This is a genomic window from Pseudomonas sp. S2_C03 (assembly GCF_054668405.1).
This window is the reverse complement of the sequence record NZ_CP162766.1, coordinates 4,180,130-4,196,389: the sequence shown is the minus strand read 5'-3', so window position 1 is coordinate 4,196,389 and position 16,260 is coordinate 4,180,130. Positions and strand designations below refer to the sequence as shown.

The following is a 16,260-nucleotide window of genomic DNA, read 5'->3' as shown; positions in this document are numbered from 1 at the left end:
CGCAAAGAATTTTTTACATACGCCGCAGGAGAGATTCGCAATGGCTCAGCAGGGCAGTGGTTATCAGGCTCGCTATAAACGCATTCTACTCAAGCTCAGCGGCGAGGCCCTGATGGGCTCGGAAGAGTTCGGGATCGATCCGAAAGTCCTGGACCGCATGGCGCTGGAAGTCGGCCAACTGGTCGGTATCGGCGTTCAGGTCGGTCTGGTGATCGGTGGTGGCAACCTGTTTCGCGGCGCGGCATTGAGCGCGGCGGGCATGGATCGCGTCACGGGCGATCACATGGGCATGCTGGCCACTGTGATGAATGCCCTGGCCATGCGCGACGCGTTGGAGCGTGCCAATATCTCGGCCATCGTGATGTCAGCCATCTCGATGGTTGGCGTGACCGACCACTACGACCGTCGCAAGGCCATGCGTCACCTCAATGCCAAGGAAGTCGTCATTTTTGCGGCCGGCACGGGCAATCCGTTCTTTACTACGGATTCTGCCGCCTGCCTGCGCGCGATTGAAATCGATGCTGACGTCGTGTTGAAGGCGACCAAGGTCGATGGCGTCTACACTGCCGATCCATTCAAGGACCCGCATGCCGAGAAGTTCGATCATCTGACCTACGATGAAGTACTGGATCGCAAGCTGGGTGTGATGGATCTGACGGCTATTTGCCTGTGTCGCGACCACAAGATGCCGTTGCGCGTATTTAACATGAACAAGCCCGGCGCCCTGCTGAACATCGTGCATGGCGGCGCTGAAGGCACCCTGATCGAGGAAGTCCAACAATGATCAACGAAATCAAGAAAGACGCTCAAGAGCGCATGCAGAAGTCGGTCGAGTCCCTGTCCCACAACTTCGGTCGTATTCGTACCGGTCAGGCGCACCCGAGCATTCTGGAAGGCGTGATGGTGCCTTACTACGGCGCTGACACCCCGATCAAGCAAGTGGCGAACATCACCGTCAAGGACGCGCGTACCCTGCAGGTCGTTGCTTTCGAGCGCAACATGCTCGGTGCCGTCGACAAGGCCATCGGCAGTGCCGGCCTGAACCTCAACCCGACCAACCTGGGTGAGTTGCTGCTGATCTCCATGCCCGCCCTGACCGAAGAAACCCGCAAGGGCTTCACCAAGCAGGCCCGTGATGTCGCTGAAGATGCCCGTGTTGCCGTGCGCAACATCCGTCGCGACGCCAACAGCCAGCTCAAGGATCTGGTCAAGGAAAAGGAAATCAGCGAAGACGAAGAGCGTCGCGCGACTGGCGAGATCGATGATCTGACCAAAAAGTTCGTAGCTCAAATCGACGCTAACCTGGCGCTGAAAGAAAAAGACCTGATGGCCGTTTAAGGGTCGCTTTTTCATGGAAAAGAACAAGCAGGTTGCGCCGTCCGCAGTGCCGCGCCATGTCGCGATCATCATGGATGGCAATAATCGCTGGGCGAAAAAACGCTTTATGCCGGGTGTTGCCGGGCATAAAGCGGGAGTGGATGCAGTTCGCGCCGTTATTGAGGTCTGCGCCGAGGCCAAGGTCGAGGTGTTGACCCTGTTTGCCTTCTCCAGTGAGAACTGGCAGCGTCCGGCCGATGAAGTCAGTGCGCTGATGGACCTGTTTTTCAAGGCCCTGCGCCGTGAGGCCAAGCGCCTGAACGACAATAACATCAGTCTGCGCATCATTGGCGATCGCTCGCGCTTTCATCCGGAGCTGCAGGCGGCTATGCGTGAGGCTGAGGCCATGACGGCGGGCGCCAATCGCTTCGTCCTGCAGATCGCTGCCAATTACGGCGGTCAGTGGGACATCGCGCAAGCCGCACAGCGTCTGGCTCGGGAAGTTCAGGCTGGCCATCTGCGTCCGGACGACATCACACCCGAACTGTTGCAAACCTGCCTGGCGACCGGTGACCTTCCGTTGCCGGACCTGTGCATTCGCACCGGTGGCGAGCACCGCATCAGCAACTTCCTGCTGTGGCAGCTCGCCTATGCCGAGTTGTATTTCTCCGACCTGTTCTGGCCGGACTTCAAACACGACGCCATGCGCAATGCGCTGGCCGATTTCGCATCTCGCCAGCGCCGCTTCGGTAAAACGAGCGAGCAGGTCGAGGCTGGAGCCCGGGTTTAATGCTTAAACAACGAATCATTACCGCACTGATCCTGCTGCCGATTGCCTTGTGCGGATTTTTCCTGCTTCAGGGGGCAGGCTTTGCACTGTTCATTGGCCTGGTCGTGACTCTCGGTGCCTGGGAGTGGGCGCGCCTTGCCGGTTTTACCGCTCAATCGATGCGCGTCGCTTTCGCGGCGGTGGTCGCGTTGATGTTGTTTGTCATGTACATCCTGCCGGGGATGGCGCCCTGGGTGTTGGGCGCTTCGGTGCTGTGGTGGGGCGTGGCAACCTGGCTGGTGCTGACCTATCCACGTTCCAGCGAACATTGGTCCAGTGCCGCCTGCAAGCTGGTGATCGGTTTGCTGATCCTGCTGCCGGCCTGGCAAGGCCTGATCCAGATCAAGCAGGAGCCTTTGGGTAACTGGTTGATCATGGCGGTGATGGTGCTGGTCTGGGGGGCTGACATCGGTGCCTATTTTTCCGGTCGGGCATTTGGCAAGCGCAAGCTCGCGCCTCAGGTCAGTCCTGGCAAGAGCTGGGAGGGTGTGTATGGTGGCCTGGCATTGAGCCTGGTTATCACCTTCGTTGTCGGGCTGGTGCGTGACTGGAGCTTCGCCCAGATCATCATGGGCCTGCTCGGTGCCGCTGTGATTGTATTTGTCTCGGTGGTGGGCGACCTCACCGAAAGCATGTTCAAGCGCCAGTCCGGGATCAAGGACAGCAGTAACCTGCTGCCAGGACATGGTGGTGTGCTCGATCGCATCGACAGCCTGACGGCTGCAATCCCTGTCTTCGCCGTACTGTTGTGGATGGCCGCGCCATGAATCGTCCCCAGCAGATCACTGTACTGGGTGCGACGGGCTCGATCGGCCTGAGCACGCTCGATGTCATTGCCCGCCATCCGGACCGTTATCAGGTTTTCGCCCTGAGCGGCTTTGCTCGCCTGAGTGAGTTGCAAGCACTTTGCGTACTTCACGCGCCGCAGTTTGCCGTAGTGCCTGAGCCGGATGCGGCCCGAGTCCTGCAGGAAAACCTGCGTGCAGCCGGTTTGACTACGGTGGTGCTGGTGGGTGAGGAGGGCCTGTGTCAGGTTGCTTCCGATCCTCAAGTCGATACGGTCATGGCCGCGATTGTCGGTGCGGCGGGTTTGCGTCCTACGCTGGCTGCGGTGGAGGCGGGCAAGAAGATTCTCCTGGCCAACAAGGAAGCCTTGGTCATGTCCGGTGCGCTGTTCATGCACGCGGTACGCAAGAGCGGCTCGGTACTGCTGCCGATCGACAGCGAGCACAACGCGATTTTTCAATGCATGCCACGGGATTTTTCCCGAGGCCTTGGAACCGTCGGGGTGCGCCGGATATTGCTGACGGCCTCCGGCGGTCCGTTCCGGCAGACGCCTTTGGCTCAATTGTCCGATGTTTCTCCCGATCAGGCCTGTGCCCATCCGACGTGGTCGATGGGGCGCAAGATTTCCGTGGATTCGGCGAGCATGATGAACAAGGGGCTGGAGCTGATCGAGGCCTGCTGGCTGTTCGATGCCAAGCCGTCCCAGGTTGAGGTCGTGATACACCCGCAAAGCGTGATTCATTCGCTGGTGGACTATGTGGACGGTTCTGTTTTGGCGCAGTTGGGTAACCCCGACATGCGCACGCCGATCGCCAACGCGCTGGCCTGGCCGGAGCGCATCGATTCCGGTGTGGCGCCGCTGGACCTGTTTGCGGTGGCGCGACTGGACTTCGAGGCGCCCGACGAGGATCGTTTCCCTTGCCTGAGACTGGCCCGCCAGGCAGCCGAGGCCGGCAATAGTGCGCCGGCGATGCTCAATGCGGCCAATGAAGTGGCTGTCGCGGCGTTTCTGGACGGGCGGGTTCGCTATCTGGAAATCGCGAGTATCATCGAAGAAGTGTTGAATCTCGAGCCTGTGGTTGCGGTGGATGATCTCGAGGCGGTGTTCACGGCTGACGCGAAAGCGCGAACCTTGGCACGTCTCTGGTTGAGTCGGCACGGGCGATGAGTGTCATCCGGCATCGAGTCGGATCGCGCTGGATAGGAATGCGGAGAAAGTAGATGAGCGCACTCTATATGATTGTCGGCACCCTGGTAGCGCTGGGTGTGCTGGTTACCTTTCACGAGTTCGGCCACTTTTGGGTCGCGCGTCGCTGTGGGGTCAAGGTGCTGCGCTTCTCCGTGGGCTTCGGTATGCCGCTGTTGCGCTGGCATGACAAGCAAGGCACTGAATTCGTGGTCGCTGCGATTCCTTTGGGTGGCTACGTCAAGATGCTTGACGAACGCGAAGGTGAAGTGCCGGTCGATCAGCTCGATCAGTCGTTCAATCGCAAATCCGTCCGTCAGCGCATCGCCATCGTTTCGGCCGGGCCGATCGCCAACTTTCTGTTGGCACTGGTTTTTTTCTGGGTGCTGGCGATGCTCGGCAGCGAGCAGGTGCGTCCGGTCATCGGCGCGGTCGAGCCTGCAAGTATTGCCGCCAAGGCAGGTTTGGCCCCGGGCCAGGAAATCGTCGCCATTGATGGCGAGCCGACATCGGGCTGGGGCGCGGTGAATCTGCAGCTGGTTCGTCGTCTTGGCGAGAGCGGTACGCTCAAGGTGCTGGTTCGCGAGCAGGGCTCCACCACTGATACGCCTCGTGACTTGGCGTTGGACAGTTGGCTCAAGGGCGCGGATGAGCCCGATCCAATCCGCTCCCTGGGTATTCGCCCATGGCGTCCGGCCTTGCCGCCGGTCCTGGCTGAAATCGATCCAAAAGGCCCGGCGCAGGGTGCAGGCCTGAAGACCGGTGACCGCTTGCTGGCCCTTGATGGCAAGGCCGTCGATGACTGGCAGCAGGTCGTCGACACCGTTCGTACGCGTCCGGATACCAAGATTTTGCTGCGCGTCGAGCGTGATGGTGCTCAAATCGACGTCCCTGTGACACTGGCCGCTCGCGGGGAGAGCAAGGCACCCAGTGGTTACCTGGGCGCCGGGGTGAAAGCGATCGACTGGCCGCCGGAAATGATCCGCGAGGTCAGTTATGGGCCTCTGGCCGCGATCGGCGAGGGTGCTCGTCGTACTTGGACCATGAGCATACTGACGCTCGATTCGCTTAAGAAAATGTTGTTCGGCGAGCTCTCGGTAAAAAACTTGAGTGGACCGATAACCATTGCTAAAGTGGCGGGCGCTTCTGCCCAGTCGGGCGTCGCTGATTTCCTGAATTTCCTTGCTTATCTGAGTATTAGCCTGGGGGTTCTGAATTTGTTGCCCATTCCTGTACTGGATGGGGGGCATTTGTTGTTCTATCTGATCGAGTGGGCGCGTGGTCGTCCCTTGTCGGATCGGGTACAGGGTTGGGGGATACAGATCGGCATCAGTTTGGTGGTCGGGGTGATGTTGCTTGCCTTGGTCAACGATTTGGGTCGTCTGTAACACTTCGCTGAATTGCGAATCTGCCGCATTTTGCGGCAGTTTGTTTATTGCCAGTTGGAATAAGAAAGGACTTCATGAAACGTCTGCTGCTAACTGCGGTTTTCTCCGTATTGATGATCGCCGAAGTTCACGCCGAGTCCTTCACCATCTCTGATATTCGCGTCAATGGCCTCCAGCGGGTCTCCGCGGGTAGCGTCTTTGGTGCATTGCCGTTGAACGTCGGTGAACAGGCTGATGATCGTCGCCTGGTGGAGTCCACTCGCGCGCTGTTCAAAACCGGGTTCTTTCAAGATATCCAGCTGGGCCGCGATGGCAACGTCCTAGTCATCACGGTAGTCGAGCGCCCGTCGGTCGCCAGTATCGAGATCGAAGGTAACAAGGCGATTTCCACTGAAGACCTGATGAAAGGCCTCAAGCAGTCCGGTCTGGCCGAAGGTGAAATCTTCCAGCGCGCGACCCTCGAAGGCGTGCGTAACGAGCTGCAGCGTCAATATGTCGCCCAGGGCCGCTACTCGGCTACCGTCGACACCGAAGTGGTACCGCAACCGCGTAACCGTGTCGGCCTCAAGGTCAACATCAACGAAGGCACCGTTGCTGCCATCCAGCACATCAACGTGGTGGGCAACACCGTTTTCCCCGATGAAGACCTGATCGATCTGTTCGAACTCAAGACTACCAACTGGCTGTCGTTCTTCAAGAACGATGACAAGTACGCTCGTGAAAAACTGTCCGGTGACCTGGAACGTCTGCGTTCCTACTACCTGGACCGTGGCTATATCAACATGGATATCGCTTCGACCCAGGTGTCCATCACCCCGGACAAGAAGCACGTCTACATCACCGTCAACGTCACCGAAGGCGAGAAGTACACCGTTCGTGACGTCAAGCTCAGTGGCGACCTGAAAGTGCCTGAAGACCAGGTCAAGTCGTTGCTGCTGGTGCAGAAAGGCCAGGTGTTCTCGCGCAAGCTGATGACCACCACCTCCGAACTGATCACCCGGCGCCTGGGTAACGAAGGTTATACCTTCGCCAACGTCAACGGCGTGCCTCAGCCTCACGATGACGACCACACCGTAGACATCACTTTTGCCGTCGATCCGGGCAAGCGTGCCTACGTCAACCGCATCAATTTCCGTGGCAACACCAAGTCCGAAGACGAAGTGCTGCGTCGTGAAATGCGTCAGATGGAAGGCGGCTGGGCTTCGACCTACCTGATCGATCAGTCCAAGACCCGACTTGAGCGTCTGGGCTTCTTCAAGGAAGTCAACGTCGAAACCCCGGCGGTTCCAGGCGTCGATGACCAGGTCGACGTGAACTACAGCGTTGAAGAGCAGGCTTCCGGTTCGATCACTGCCAGCGTCGGTTTCGCCCAGAGTGCCGGTTTGATCCTCGGTGGCTCCATCACTCAGAACAACTTCCTCGGTACGGGTAACAAGGTCAGCATCGGCTTGACCCGCAGCGAATACCAGAGCCGCTACAACTTCGGTTATGTCGACCCCTACTGGACTGCCGACGGCGTGAGTCTGGGTTACAACGCCTTCTATCGCACCACTGACTACAAAGACCTCGACGTCGACGTTGCCAGCTATGCCGTAGATAGCCTGGGTGCGGGCGTGAGCGTCGGTTATCCGATCAGCGAAACGTCGCGCCTGACCTTCGGCCTGACAGCGCAGCAGGACAAGATCAAGACGGGCCTGTACACCGTTGACGAGATCTTCGACTTCGTTAACAAGGAAGGCGAAAACTACCTGAACTTCAAGGCGTCGGCCGGCTGGTCCGAGTCGACCCTGAACAAAGGTGTACTGGCGACCCGTGGCCACTCCCAAAGCCTCGTACTGGAAACCACGACGCCTGGCAGCGACCTGTCGTTCTTCAAACTCGACTACCGTGGCCAGTTGTTCCAGCCGCTGAGCGACAACTACACCATGCGCCTGCACACCGAGCTGGGCTATGGCGATGGCTACGGTTCGACCGATGGCTTGCCGTTCTATGAAAACTACTATGCTGGTGGTTTCAACTCGGTTCGTGGCTTCAAGGACAGCACCCTGGGTCCTCGCAGTACGCCGAGCCGTGGTACCAATCCGGGCACCGCGTTCGACCCGGACCAGGATCCCCTGCCATTCGGTGGTAACGTGTTGATCCAGGGCGGTGTCGAGGTGCTGTTCCCTCTGCCGTTCGTCAAGGATCAGCGCTCCCTGCGTACCTCGGTATTCTGGGATGTGGGTAACGTGTTCGACTCGCAGTGCAAGGACACCACCAATGCAAACGGTTCGTCGTCCAACACCAAGTGTAATGACATCAGCTTGAGCAACATGGCCAGTTCTGTGGGTGTGGGCGTGACCTGGGTCACCGCACTGGGGCCTCTGAGCTTCGCGTTGGCCATGCCAATCAAGAAACCGGATGAAGCTGAAACTCAAGTGTTCCAATTCTCCCTCGGCCAGACGTTCTAAGCGTCTGACCCAAGATAACGACAACGGATTTGTAGGAGTGCATCGTGCGTAAGTTGACTCAATTGGTTCTGCTGGCTTCCGTACTGGTCGCAGGCCCGGCGTTTGCCGACATGAAAATCGCCGTCCTGAACTATCAAATGGCGCTGCTGGAGTCTGACGCGGCCAAGAAATACGCCGTTGATGCCGAGAAGAAGTTCGGTCCGCAACTGACCAAGCTCAAGACACTGGAAAGCAGTGCCAAAGGCATCCAGGACCGTCTGATGGCCGGTGGCGACAAGATGCAGCAAGGCGAGCGCGAGCGCCTGGAGCTTGAATTCAAGCAAAAGGCCCGTGACTTCCAGTTCCAATCCAAGGAGCTGAACGAAGCCAAGGCCGTTGCTGACCGTGACATGCTCAAGCAGCTCAAGCCGAAACTGGATAGCGCAGTCGAAGAGGTCATCAAGAAAGGTGCTTATGACCTGGTCTTCGAGCGTGGTGCAGTGATTGATGTCAAACCTCAGTACGACATCACTCGCCAGGTTATCGAGCGCATGAATCAGCTGAAGTAATCATGACAGCGACTATAAAGCTCGGCCAATTGGCCGAGTTCCTCGGCGCCACCTTGCGTGGCGACGCAGAGAAGCAAATTACTGGGCTAGCCACTTTGCAAGAGGCTGGCCCAGCTCAGTTGAGCTTTCTGGCAAATCCTCAATACCGTAAATACCTGACGGGCAGTCGGGCCGCAGCGCTGTTGCTGAAGGCTGCTGATGCCGAAGGTTTTGCGGGTGATGTGCTTATCGTGCCCGATCCTTATCTGGCGTACGCACGGATTTCCCATCTGTTCGACCCCAAGCCCAAGGCAACTGCCGGGGTTCACCCGACGGCGGTCGTCGCGCCGGATGCAGTGGTTGACCCCACCGCCAGCGTGGGTGCCTTCGCTGTTATCGAAAGTGCCGCGCGTATAGGTGCCGACGTGACCATCGGGGCGCATTGCTTTATCGGTGCGCGCAGCGAGGTTGGTGAGGGTGGCTGGCTGGCCCCGAAAGTCACGCTTTATCACGACGTGCGCATAGGCAAGCGTGTGGTGATTCAGTCGGGCGCAGTGCTGGGTGGCGAAGGCTTCGGCTTTGCCAACGAGAAAGGTGTCTGGCAGAAAATCGCCCAGATTGGTGGTGTTCTGGTAGGTGATGATGTGGAGATCGGCGTCAATACCGCTATCGACCGCGGAGCACTGGCCGATACCATCATTGGTAATGGCGTGAAGCTCGACAACCAGATCCAGATCGCCCACAACGTGCAGATCGGTGATCACACCGCCATGGCTGCCTGTGTGGGGATTTCCGGCAGCACCAAGATCGGCAAGCATTGCATGCTGGCGGGTGGCGTTGGGCTGGTGGGACACATCGAAATTTGCGACAAGGTTTTCATCACCGGGATGACCATGGTGACCCATTCGATTACCGAACCGGGTTCCTATTCTTCCGGTACGGCCATGCAGCCGGCTGCCGAATGGCGCAAAAGCGCGGCACGCATCCGCCAGCTTGATGACATCGCACGCCGGCTCAAGCAACTGGAAAAGCGAACAGGGGAAGTGACCCCTGGCAGTAATGCTTCATCAGATGCCTGATACCATTTCCACATCAAGTGCATACGGCCGCTAGACTGCCTCCTTGATTTGCTAGAGGAACGCGCGTCAGTCGCGCGTTCCCAATCTTTACATAGGCTTCCCCCCGACATGATGGACATCAACGAGATTCGCGAATACCTGCCTCACCGTTACCCGTTCCTGCTGGTGGATCGGGTCGTGGATCTGGATGTGGAAGAGAAGCGCATTCGCGCCTACAAGAATGTCAGCATCAACGAACCGTTCTTCAATGGCCACTTCCCCGCGCACCCAATCATGCCGGGCGTGCTGATCATCGAAGCGATGGCACAGGCTGCCGGTATCCTGGGTTTCAAAATGCTCGACGTGAAACCGGCCGACGGCACCCTGTATTACTTCGTGGGTTCCGACAAGCTGCGCTTCCGCCAGCCAGTGTTGCCGGGCGACCAGTTGATCCTGGAGGCCAAGTTCATCAGCTGCAAGCGCCAGATCTGGAAATTCGAATGCCAGGCCTCGGTTGACGGCAAGCCCGTCTGCTCGGCTGAAATCATCTGTGCGGAACGCAAGCTATGAGTTTGATTGACCCTCGTGCAATCATCGATCCGACGGCCGTACTGGCCGACGGCGTCGAGGTTGGCCCTTGGTCGATCATCGGCGCAGGTGTGGAAATCGGCGAGGGGACAGTCATTGGGCCACATGTGATCCTCAAGGGCCCTACCCGGATCGGCAAACACAACCGCATCTACCAGTTTTCCTCGGTGGGCGAAGATACGCCTGACCTGAAATACAAAGGCGAAGAAACTCGCCTGGTGATTGGTGACCACAATGTCATTCGTGAAGGCGTGACCATTCACCGTGGCACCATTCAGGACCGTTCGGAAACGACCCTGGGTGATCACAACCTGATCATGGCCTATGCCCACATCGGCCACGATAGCGTCATTGGCAATCACTGCATCCTGGTCAACAACACTGCATTGGCTGGGCACGTGCACGTGGAAGACTGGGCGATCCTGTCCGGTTTTACCCTGGTTCACCAGTACTGCCACATTGGCGCCCACAGTTTTTCCGGCATGGGCACGGCCATTGGCAAGGACGTTCCAGCCTACGTCACCGTGTTTGGCAACCCGGCTGAAGCGCGCAGCATGAACTTCGAGGGCATGCGCCGCCGTGGTTTCAGTGAAGAGGCGATCCACGCTCTGCGCCGTGCCTACAAGGTGGTGTATCGCCAGGGCCTGACGGTTGAGCAGGCGCTCGCCGAGTTGACCGAGCCTGCTGCCCAGTTCCCCGAAGTCGCAGTGTTCCGCGATTCGATCCAGTGCTCGACCCGCGGCATTACCCGCTGACCATGGCTACTCTGCGTATTGCGCTGGTGGCCGGTGAGGCTTCCGGTGACATTCTGGGTGCTGGTCTCATGCGTGCGCTCAAGGCTCAACATCCGCAAGTCGAGTTCATAGGCGTTGGCGGTCCGCTGATGCAGGCCGAAGGCCTGACTTCGTACTTCCCGATGGAGCGTCTCTCGGTCATGGGCCTGGTGGAAGTGCTCGGTCGACTGCGCGAGTTGCTCAAGCGCCGCAAGCAATTGATCGCCGACCTGATCGCCGCGAAGCCGGATGTGTTCATCGGCATTGATGCCCCGGACTTCAACCTCAATATCGAACTCAAGCTGCGTCAGGCCGGGATCAAGACCGTGCACTACGTCAGTCCGTCGGTGTGGGCATGGCGACAGAAGCGCGTGCTGAAGATCCGCGAAGGCTGCGACCTGATGCTGACGCTGTTCCCGTTCGAAGCAAAATTCTATGAAGAGAAGGGCGTCCCGGTGCGCTTTGTCGGGCATTCCCTGGCCGATGCGATTCCGTTGGAAGCCGATCGTGGCGCCGCACGTGCAGCACTGGGTTTGCCTGACGGCCCCCTGGTTGCGCTGATGCCTGGCAGTCGCGGTGGCGAAGTGGGGCGTTTGGGGGCATTGTTCCTCGACACCGCCCAGCGCCTGCGCGCCATGCGTCCGGGTGTACGGTTCGTGATGCCTTGCGCCAGCCCGGAGCGCCGCCAGCAACTGGAAGCGTTGCTGGTGGGCCGTGACCTGCCACTGACCCTGCTTGATGGCAAATCGCATCTGGCGTTGGCCGCCTGCGACGCGGTCTTGATCGCATCCGGCACCGCAACCCTTGAAGCGCTGTTGTACAAGCGGCCGATGGTTGTTGCCTATCGTCTGGCGCCGCTGACGTTCTGGATTCTCAAGCGCATGGTCAAGAGTCCCTACGTGTCGTTGCCGAATCTGTTGGCCCAGCGTCTGCTGGTGCCCGAGTTGTTACAGGACGATGCCACGGTCGAGGCGTTGGCCCAAACGCTCTCGCCGCTGATCGAAGGTGGCGAAGAGCAGACCCGCGGTTTCGACGAAATTCACCGGACCCTGCGTCTGGATGCCTCCAACCAGGCTGCGGACGCAGTGCTGAAACTGATCGGCCAAGGACAATGACCAGGAAAAACATGCAAATGGGTCTGGATTTTACCCTGGTCGCCGAAGTCGAAGACCTGGTGGCCGGCGTTGATGAAGTCGGCCGCGGCCCCCTGTGCGGTGCCGTGGTCACGGCGGCGGTGATTCTCGATCCGAACCGTCCCATCCTCGGGCTGAACGATTCGAAGAAGCTCACCGAAGCGCGCCGCGAAAAGCTCTACGACGAAATCTGCGAGAAGGCCCTGAGCTGGTGTATAGCGCGCGCCGAAGTCGAAGAAATCGACGAGTTGAACATTCTCCATGCCACCATGTTGGCGATGCAGCGTGCGGTCGAAGGCCTGCACATTCAACCAAAACTGGCGATGATTGACGGTAACCGTTGCCCGAAGTTGTCCATGCGTGCTGAAGCGGTGGTGCAGGGCGATGCCAAGGTGCCGGCCATTGCGGCAGCATCGATCCTGGCCAAGGTCAGCCGGGACCGTGAAATGGCAGCGTTCGAACTGATTTACCCGGGGTATGGCATCGGTGGCCACAAAGGCTATCCGACGCCCGTTCATCTGGAAGCGCTGTCGCGCCTGGGGCCGACCCCCATCCACCGTCGCTCGTTCGCCCCTGTGCGATCGGCGTACGAGGCACGCGAAAGCCTGATCGAGAGTTAGTCACGAGGCTGATTTTTTTTGCCAAGGCCCGGTACAATCCGGGCCTTGTTGTTTTTACGTTTCTGGACAGGATCACTATGCCGGCTTCATTCGTTCACCTGCGCCTGCACACTGAATTTTCCCTGGTCGACGGTCTTGTGCGGATCAAACCGCTGGTCAAGACCCTGGTTGCCATGGGCATGCCTGCCGTCGCGGTGACCGACCAGAACAACATGTGTTCCCTGGTCAAGTTCTATAAAAACGCCATGGGTGCGGGGATCAAGCCGATCTGCGGCGCCGACTTGTGGCTGGCGAACAAGGACCCGGATGCCCCGCTGAGCCGCATCAGCCTGTTGGTGATGAACCCGCTGGGTTATCGCAACCTGACCGAGTTGATCTCCCGAGGCTTTTTAGATGGCCAGCGTAACGGCATGGTCATCGTCGAGCGTGAGTGGGTAGCAGAGGCCAGTGAAGGCCTGATCATGCTGTCGGCGGCGAAAGAGGGCGAGATCGGACAGGCCCTGGTCAGCGGCAACCCTGAAGAAGCCGAAGCCCTGGCGCGCGAATGGATGGCGGTATTTACGGACCGCTTCTATCTGGAAATCCAGCGCACCAATCGTGTCAACGATGAAGAGCAATTGCACGGCGCGGTGGCATTGGCCGATAAACTCGGCGCGCCTCTGGTGGCGACCAACGATGTGCGCTTCATCAAACAGGGCGACTTCGAAGCTCACGAAACCCGGGTCTGCATCGGCGAGGGGCGTGCGCTCGACGACCCTCGGCGCTCAAAGAACTACAGCGACCAGCAGTACCTCAAAAGCGCCGAGGAAATGGCCGAGCTGTTCAGCGACATACCCGAAGCGCTGGAAAATACCGTCGAGATTGCAAAGCGCTGCAACATCGACGTGAAGCTGGGCAAGCACTTCCTGCCAGACTTTCCTACCCCCAATGGGATGGGGATTGACGATTACCTGCGCCACGTTTCCTACGAAGGCCTGGAAGAGCGTCTGGCGGTGTTGTGGCCCAAGGACACCACGCCCAACTACGAAGAGAAGCGCCAGGTCTACCTCGACCGCCTGAAATTCGAACTGGATATCATCATCCAGATGGGGTTCCCCGGTTACTTCCTCATCGTTATGGACTTCATCAAGTGGGCCAAGAACAACGGTGTACCGGTGGGCCCGGGCCGGGGATCGGGCGCTGGATCGCTGGTGGCCTACGTGCTGAAAATCACCGATCTCGATCCGCTGGCCTATGACCTGCTGTTCGAACGTTTCCTCAACCCGGAACGGGTTTCCATGCCCGACTTCGACGTCGACTTCTGCATGGACGGGCGCGACCGGGTGATCGAGTACGTGGCGGATGCCTACGGTCGAAACGCGGTGAGCCAGATCATCACCTTCGGCACCATGGCCGCCAAGGCGGTAGTGCGAGATGTGGCGCGGGTGCAGGGCAAGTCCTACGGCCTGGCGGATCGCCTGTCGAAGATGATTCCGTTCGAAGTCGGCATGACCCTGGAGAAAGCCTACGAGCAGGAAGAAATCCTCCGTGATTTCCTCAAGGTCGATGAAGACGCCAAGGAAATCTGGGACATGGCGCTCAAGCTCGAGGGCGTCTGCCGTGGTACCGGTAAACATGCCGGTGGTGTGGTGATCGCGCCGACCAAGCTCACCGATTTCTCACCGATTGCCTGTGATGAAGAAGGCGGCGGCCTGGTGACCCAGTTCGACAAGGACGACGTGGAGGCCGCCGGCCTGGTGAAGTTCGACTTCCTTGGCTTGCGGACTCTGACGATCATCAAGTGGGCGATGGAGACCATCAACCGCGAACAGGCCAAACAAGGCCTGGATGACCTGAACATCGATTTCATCCCGCTCGATGACAAGAAAACCTACGACCTGCTGCAAAAAGCCGAGACCACGGCGGTGTTCCAGCTTGAATCGCGGGGCATGAAGGAGCTGATCAAAAAGCTCAAGCCCGACTGCCTCGAAGACCTCATCGCATTGGTGGCGCTGTTCCGTCCGGGCCCTTTGCAATCGGGCATGGTGGACGACTTCATCAACCGCAAACACGGTCGCGCCGAGCTGGCCTACCCGCATTCGGACTACCAGTACGAAGGCCTGAAGCCGGTACTGGCACCGACCTACGGCATCATCCTGTACCAGGAACAGGTGATGCAGATCGCCCAGGTCATGGCCGGCTACACCCTCGGCGGCGCGGACATGCTGCGTCGAGCCATGGGTAAGAAAAAACCCGAGGAAATGGCCAAGCAACGCGGCGGTTTCATCGAGGGTTGCGCCAGCAATAATATCGATGCCGACCTGGCCGGTAACATTTTCGACCTGGTGGAAAAATTCGCCGGTTATGGCTTCAACAAATCCCACTCCGCCGCTTATGGTCTGGTGTCATACCAGACTGCATGGCTGAAGACGCACCACCCGGCGCCTTTCATGGCGGCGGTGCTCTCGGCGGATATGCACAACACCGACAAGGTCGTGACCTTGATCGAAGAAGTGCGCAGCATGAAGTTGCGCCTCGATGCGCCGGATGTGAACGCGTCGGAGTTCAAATTCACCGTGAACGACGAGGGCCGGATCATTTATGGCCTGGGGGCGATCAAAGGGGTGGGTGAAGGCCCGGTCGAGGCAATCACCGAGGCTCGGCAGGATGGTCCGTTCAAGGACCTGTTCGACTTCTGCGCCCGTGTCGACCTCAAGCGCGTCAACAAACGGACCCTTGATGGTTTGATTCGTAGCGGTGCCCTGGATCGTCTGGGCCCCTACTTCCACGACGAGGTGAAAGCCTATCAGGCAAACATCGACCGTAATCGCGCGGTGTTGCTGACGGGCCTGGAAGAGGCCATCAAGGCCGCCGAACAAACCGCCAGGACCCACGACAGTGGGCACGCGGACCTGTTCGGCGGGTTGTTTGTCGAGGAAGACTCCGATGTCTACGCCAATCATCGCAACGCCAAGGAACTGACCCTCAAGGAACGGCTCAAAGGCGAGAAGGACACGCTGGGCCTGTACCTGACCGGGCATCCAATCGACGAATACGAAGGCGAGATCCGACGGTTTGCCCGTCAGCGCATCATCGACCTGAAGCCCGCGCGCGACACCCAGACCGTGGCGGGCATGATCATCGCCCTGCGGGTGATGAAAAACAAAAAGGGCGACAAGATGGGATTCATCACCCTGGACGATCGCTCGGGTCGCATTGAAGCCTCGCTGTTCGCCGATGCGTTCCATTCGGCGCAAGCGCTGTTGCAGACCGATGCAATGGTGGTGGTCGAAGGTGAAGTGAGCAACGACGACTTCTCCGGTGGCTTGCGGCTGCGGGTCAAGCGGGTGATGAGCATGGAAGATGCGCGCACCAACCTGGCCGAAAGCCTGCGCCTGAAAGTCCAGACCCAGGACCTCAAGGGTGATCAGCTACGCTGGTTGGGCGACCTGTTCAAGCGTCACCGCGGTGCGTGCCCGATCACCATGGAGTACACCAGCCCCGATGCGAAGGCTTTGTTGCAGTTTGGTGAAGGCTGGCGGATAGACCCGGCGGATGCGTTGATTCAAGCCTTGCGTGACCAGTTCGGGCGAGACAACGTCTTCCTCCAATACCGATGACGGGCA

At 59.0% G+C, this 16,260-nt stretch carries 14 protein-coding genes; all 14 read left to right on the top strand.

Features of this window, described 5'->3' with window-relative positions:
- The first annotated feature begins 40 nt into the window (after nt 1–40).
- Nucleotides 41–784, top strand: a complete 744-nt coding sequence (gene pyrH, locus AB4N64_RS19470; RefSeq protein ID WP_024779012.1) for a UMP kinase — start codon at nt 41–43, stop codon at nt 782–784.
- Complete coding sequence (frr, locus tag AB4N64_RS19465) at nt 781–1,338, top strand: ribosome recycling factor (protein WP_460117561.1); 558 nt, start codon at nt 781–783, stop codon at nt 1,336–1,338. The genes pyrH and frr overlap by 4 nt, the downstream gene beginning before the upstream one ends.
- Before the next feature lie 13 nt (nt 1,339–1,351).
- The gene (uppS, locus tag AB4N64_RS19460; protein WP_460117559.1) at nt 1,352–2,107 is read left to right on the top strand and encodes a polyprenyl diphosphate synthase; all 756 of its coding nucleotides are present in this window, start codon (nt 1,352–1,354) and stop codon (nt 2,105–2,107) included.
- Entirely contained in the window at nt 2,107–2,913 is an 807-nt protein-coding gene (locus AB4N64_RS19455) for a phosphatidate cytidylyltransferase (protein WP_460117557.1), read from the top strand. The genes uppS and AB4N64_RS19455 overlap by 1 nt, the downstream gene beginning before the upstream one ends.
- The gene (gene ispC / locus AB4N64_RS19450) at nt 2,910–4,100 is read left to right on the top strand and encodes a 1-deoxy-D-xylulose-5-phosphate reductoisomerase (RefSeq protein WP_460117556.1); all 1,191 of its coding nucleotides are present in this window, start codon (nt 2,910–2,912) and stop codon (nt 4,098–4,100) included. The genes AB4N64_RS19455 and ispC overlap by 4 nt, the downstream gene beginning before the upstream one ends.
- Nucleotides 4,101–4,153: 53 nt before the next feature.
- Nucleotides 4,154–5,506: a sigma E protease regulator RseP gene (gene rseP, locus AB4N64_RS19445; RefSeq protein ID WP_460117555.1), complete on the top strand. Its 1,353-nt coding sequence runs from the start codon at nt 4,154–4,156 to the stop codon at nt 5,504–5,506.
- A gap of 74 nt (nt 5,507–5,580) precedes the next feature.
- Entirely contained in the window at nt 5,581–7,956 is a 2,376-nt protein-coding gene (bamA, locus tag AB4N64_RS19440; protein ID WP_460117553.1) for an outer membrane protein assembly factor BamA, read from the top strand.
- A gap of 44 nt (nt 7,957–8,000) precedes the next feature.
- Nucleotides 8,001–8,504, top strand: coding sequence for an OmpH family outer membrane protein (locus tag AB4N64_RS19435; RefSeq protein ID WP_368557317.1), 504 nt, complete (start codon nt 8,001–8,003; stop codon nt 8,502–8,504).
- A gap of 2 nt (nt 8,505–8,506) precedes the next feature.
- The gene (gene lpxD / locus AB4N64_RS19430; protein WP_460117551.1) at nt 8,507–9,562 is read left to right on the top strand and encodes a UDP-3-O-(3-hydroxymyristoyl)glucosamine N-acyltransferase; all 1,056 of its coding nucleotides are present in this window, start codon (nt 8,507–8,509) and stop codon (nt 9,560–9,562) included.
- Between the two features lie 108 nt (nt 9,563–9,670).
- Entirely contained in the window at nt 9,671–10,111 is a 441-nt protein-coding gene (gene fabZ, locus AB4N64_RS19425) for a 3-hydroxyacyl-ACP dehydratase FabZ (RefSeq protein ID WP_110966659.1), read from the top strand.
- A complete protein-coding gene (gene lpxA / locus AB4N64_RS19420) occupies nt 10,108–10,884 on the top strand; it encodes an acyl-ACP--UDP-N-acetylglucosamine O-acyltransferase (protein WP_460117549.1) in 777 nt (258 codons plus the stop codon). Before fabZ ends, lpxA begins: the two co-directional genes overlap by 4 nt.
- A 2-nt stretch (nt 10,885–10,886) precedes the next feature.
- Nucleotides 10,887–12,017 (top strand): lipid-A-disaccharide synthase, encoded by a 1,131-nt coding sequence (gene lpxB / locus AB4N64_RS19415; protein WP_460117547.1) that lies wholly within the window; start codon nt 10,887–10,889, stop codon nt 12,015–12,017.
- A gap of 11 nt (nt 12,018–12,028) precedes the next feature.
- Nucleotides 12,029–12,655, top strand: a complete 627-nt coding sequence (gene rnhB / locus AB4N64_RS19410; RefSeq protein WP_460117546.1) for a ribonuclease HII — start codon at nt 12,029–12,031, stop codon at nt 12,653–12,655.
- Nucleotides 12,656–12,732: 77 nt separating this feature from the next.
- Nucleotides 12,733–16,254, top strand: coding sequence for a DNA polymerase III subunit alpha (dnaE, locus tag AB4N64_RS19405; protein WP_460117544.1), 3,522 nt, complete (start codon nt 12,733–12,735; stop codon nt 16,252–16,254).
- Nucleotides 16,255–16,260 lie beyond the last annotated feature (6 nt).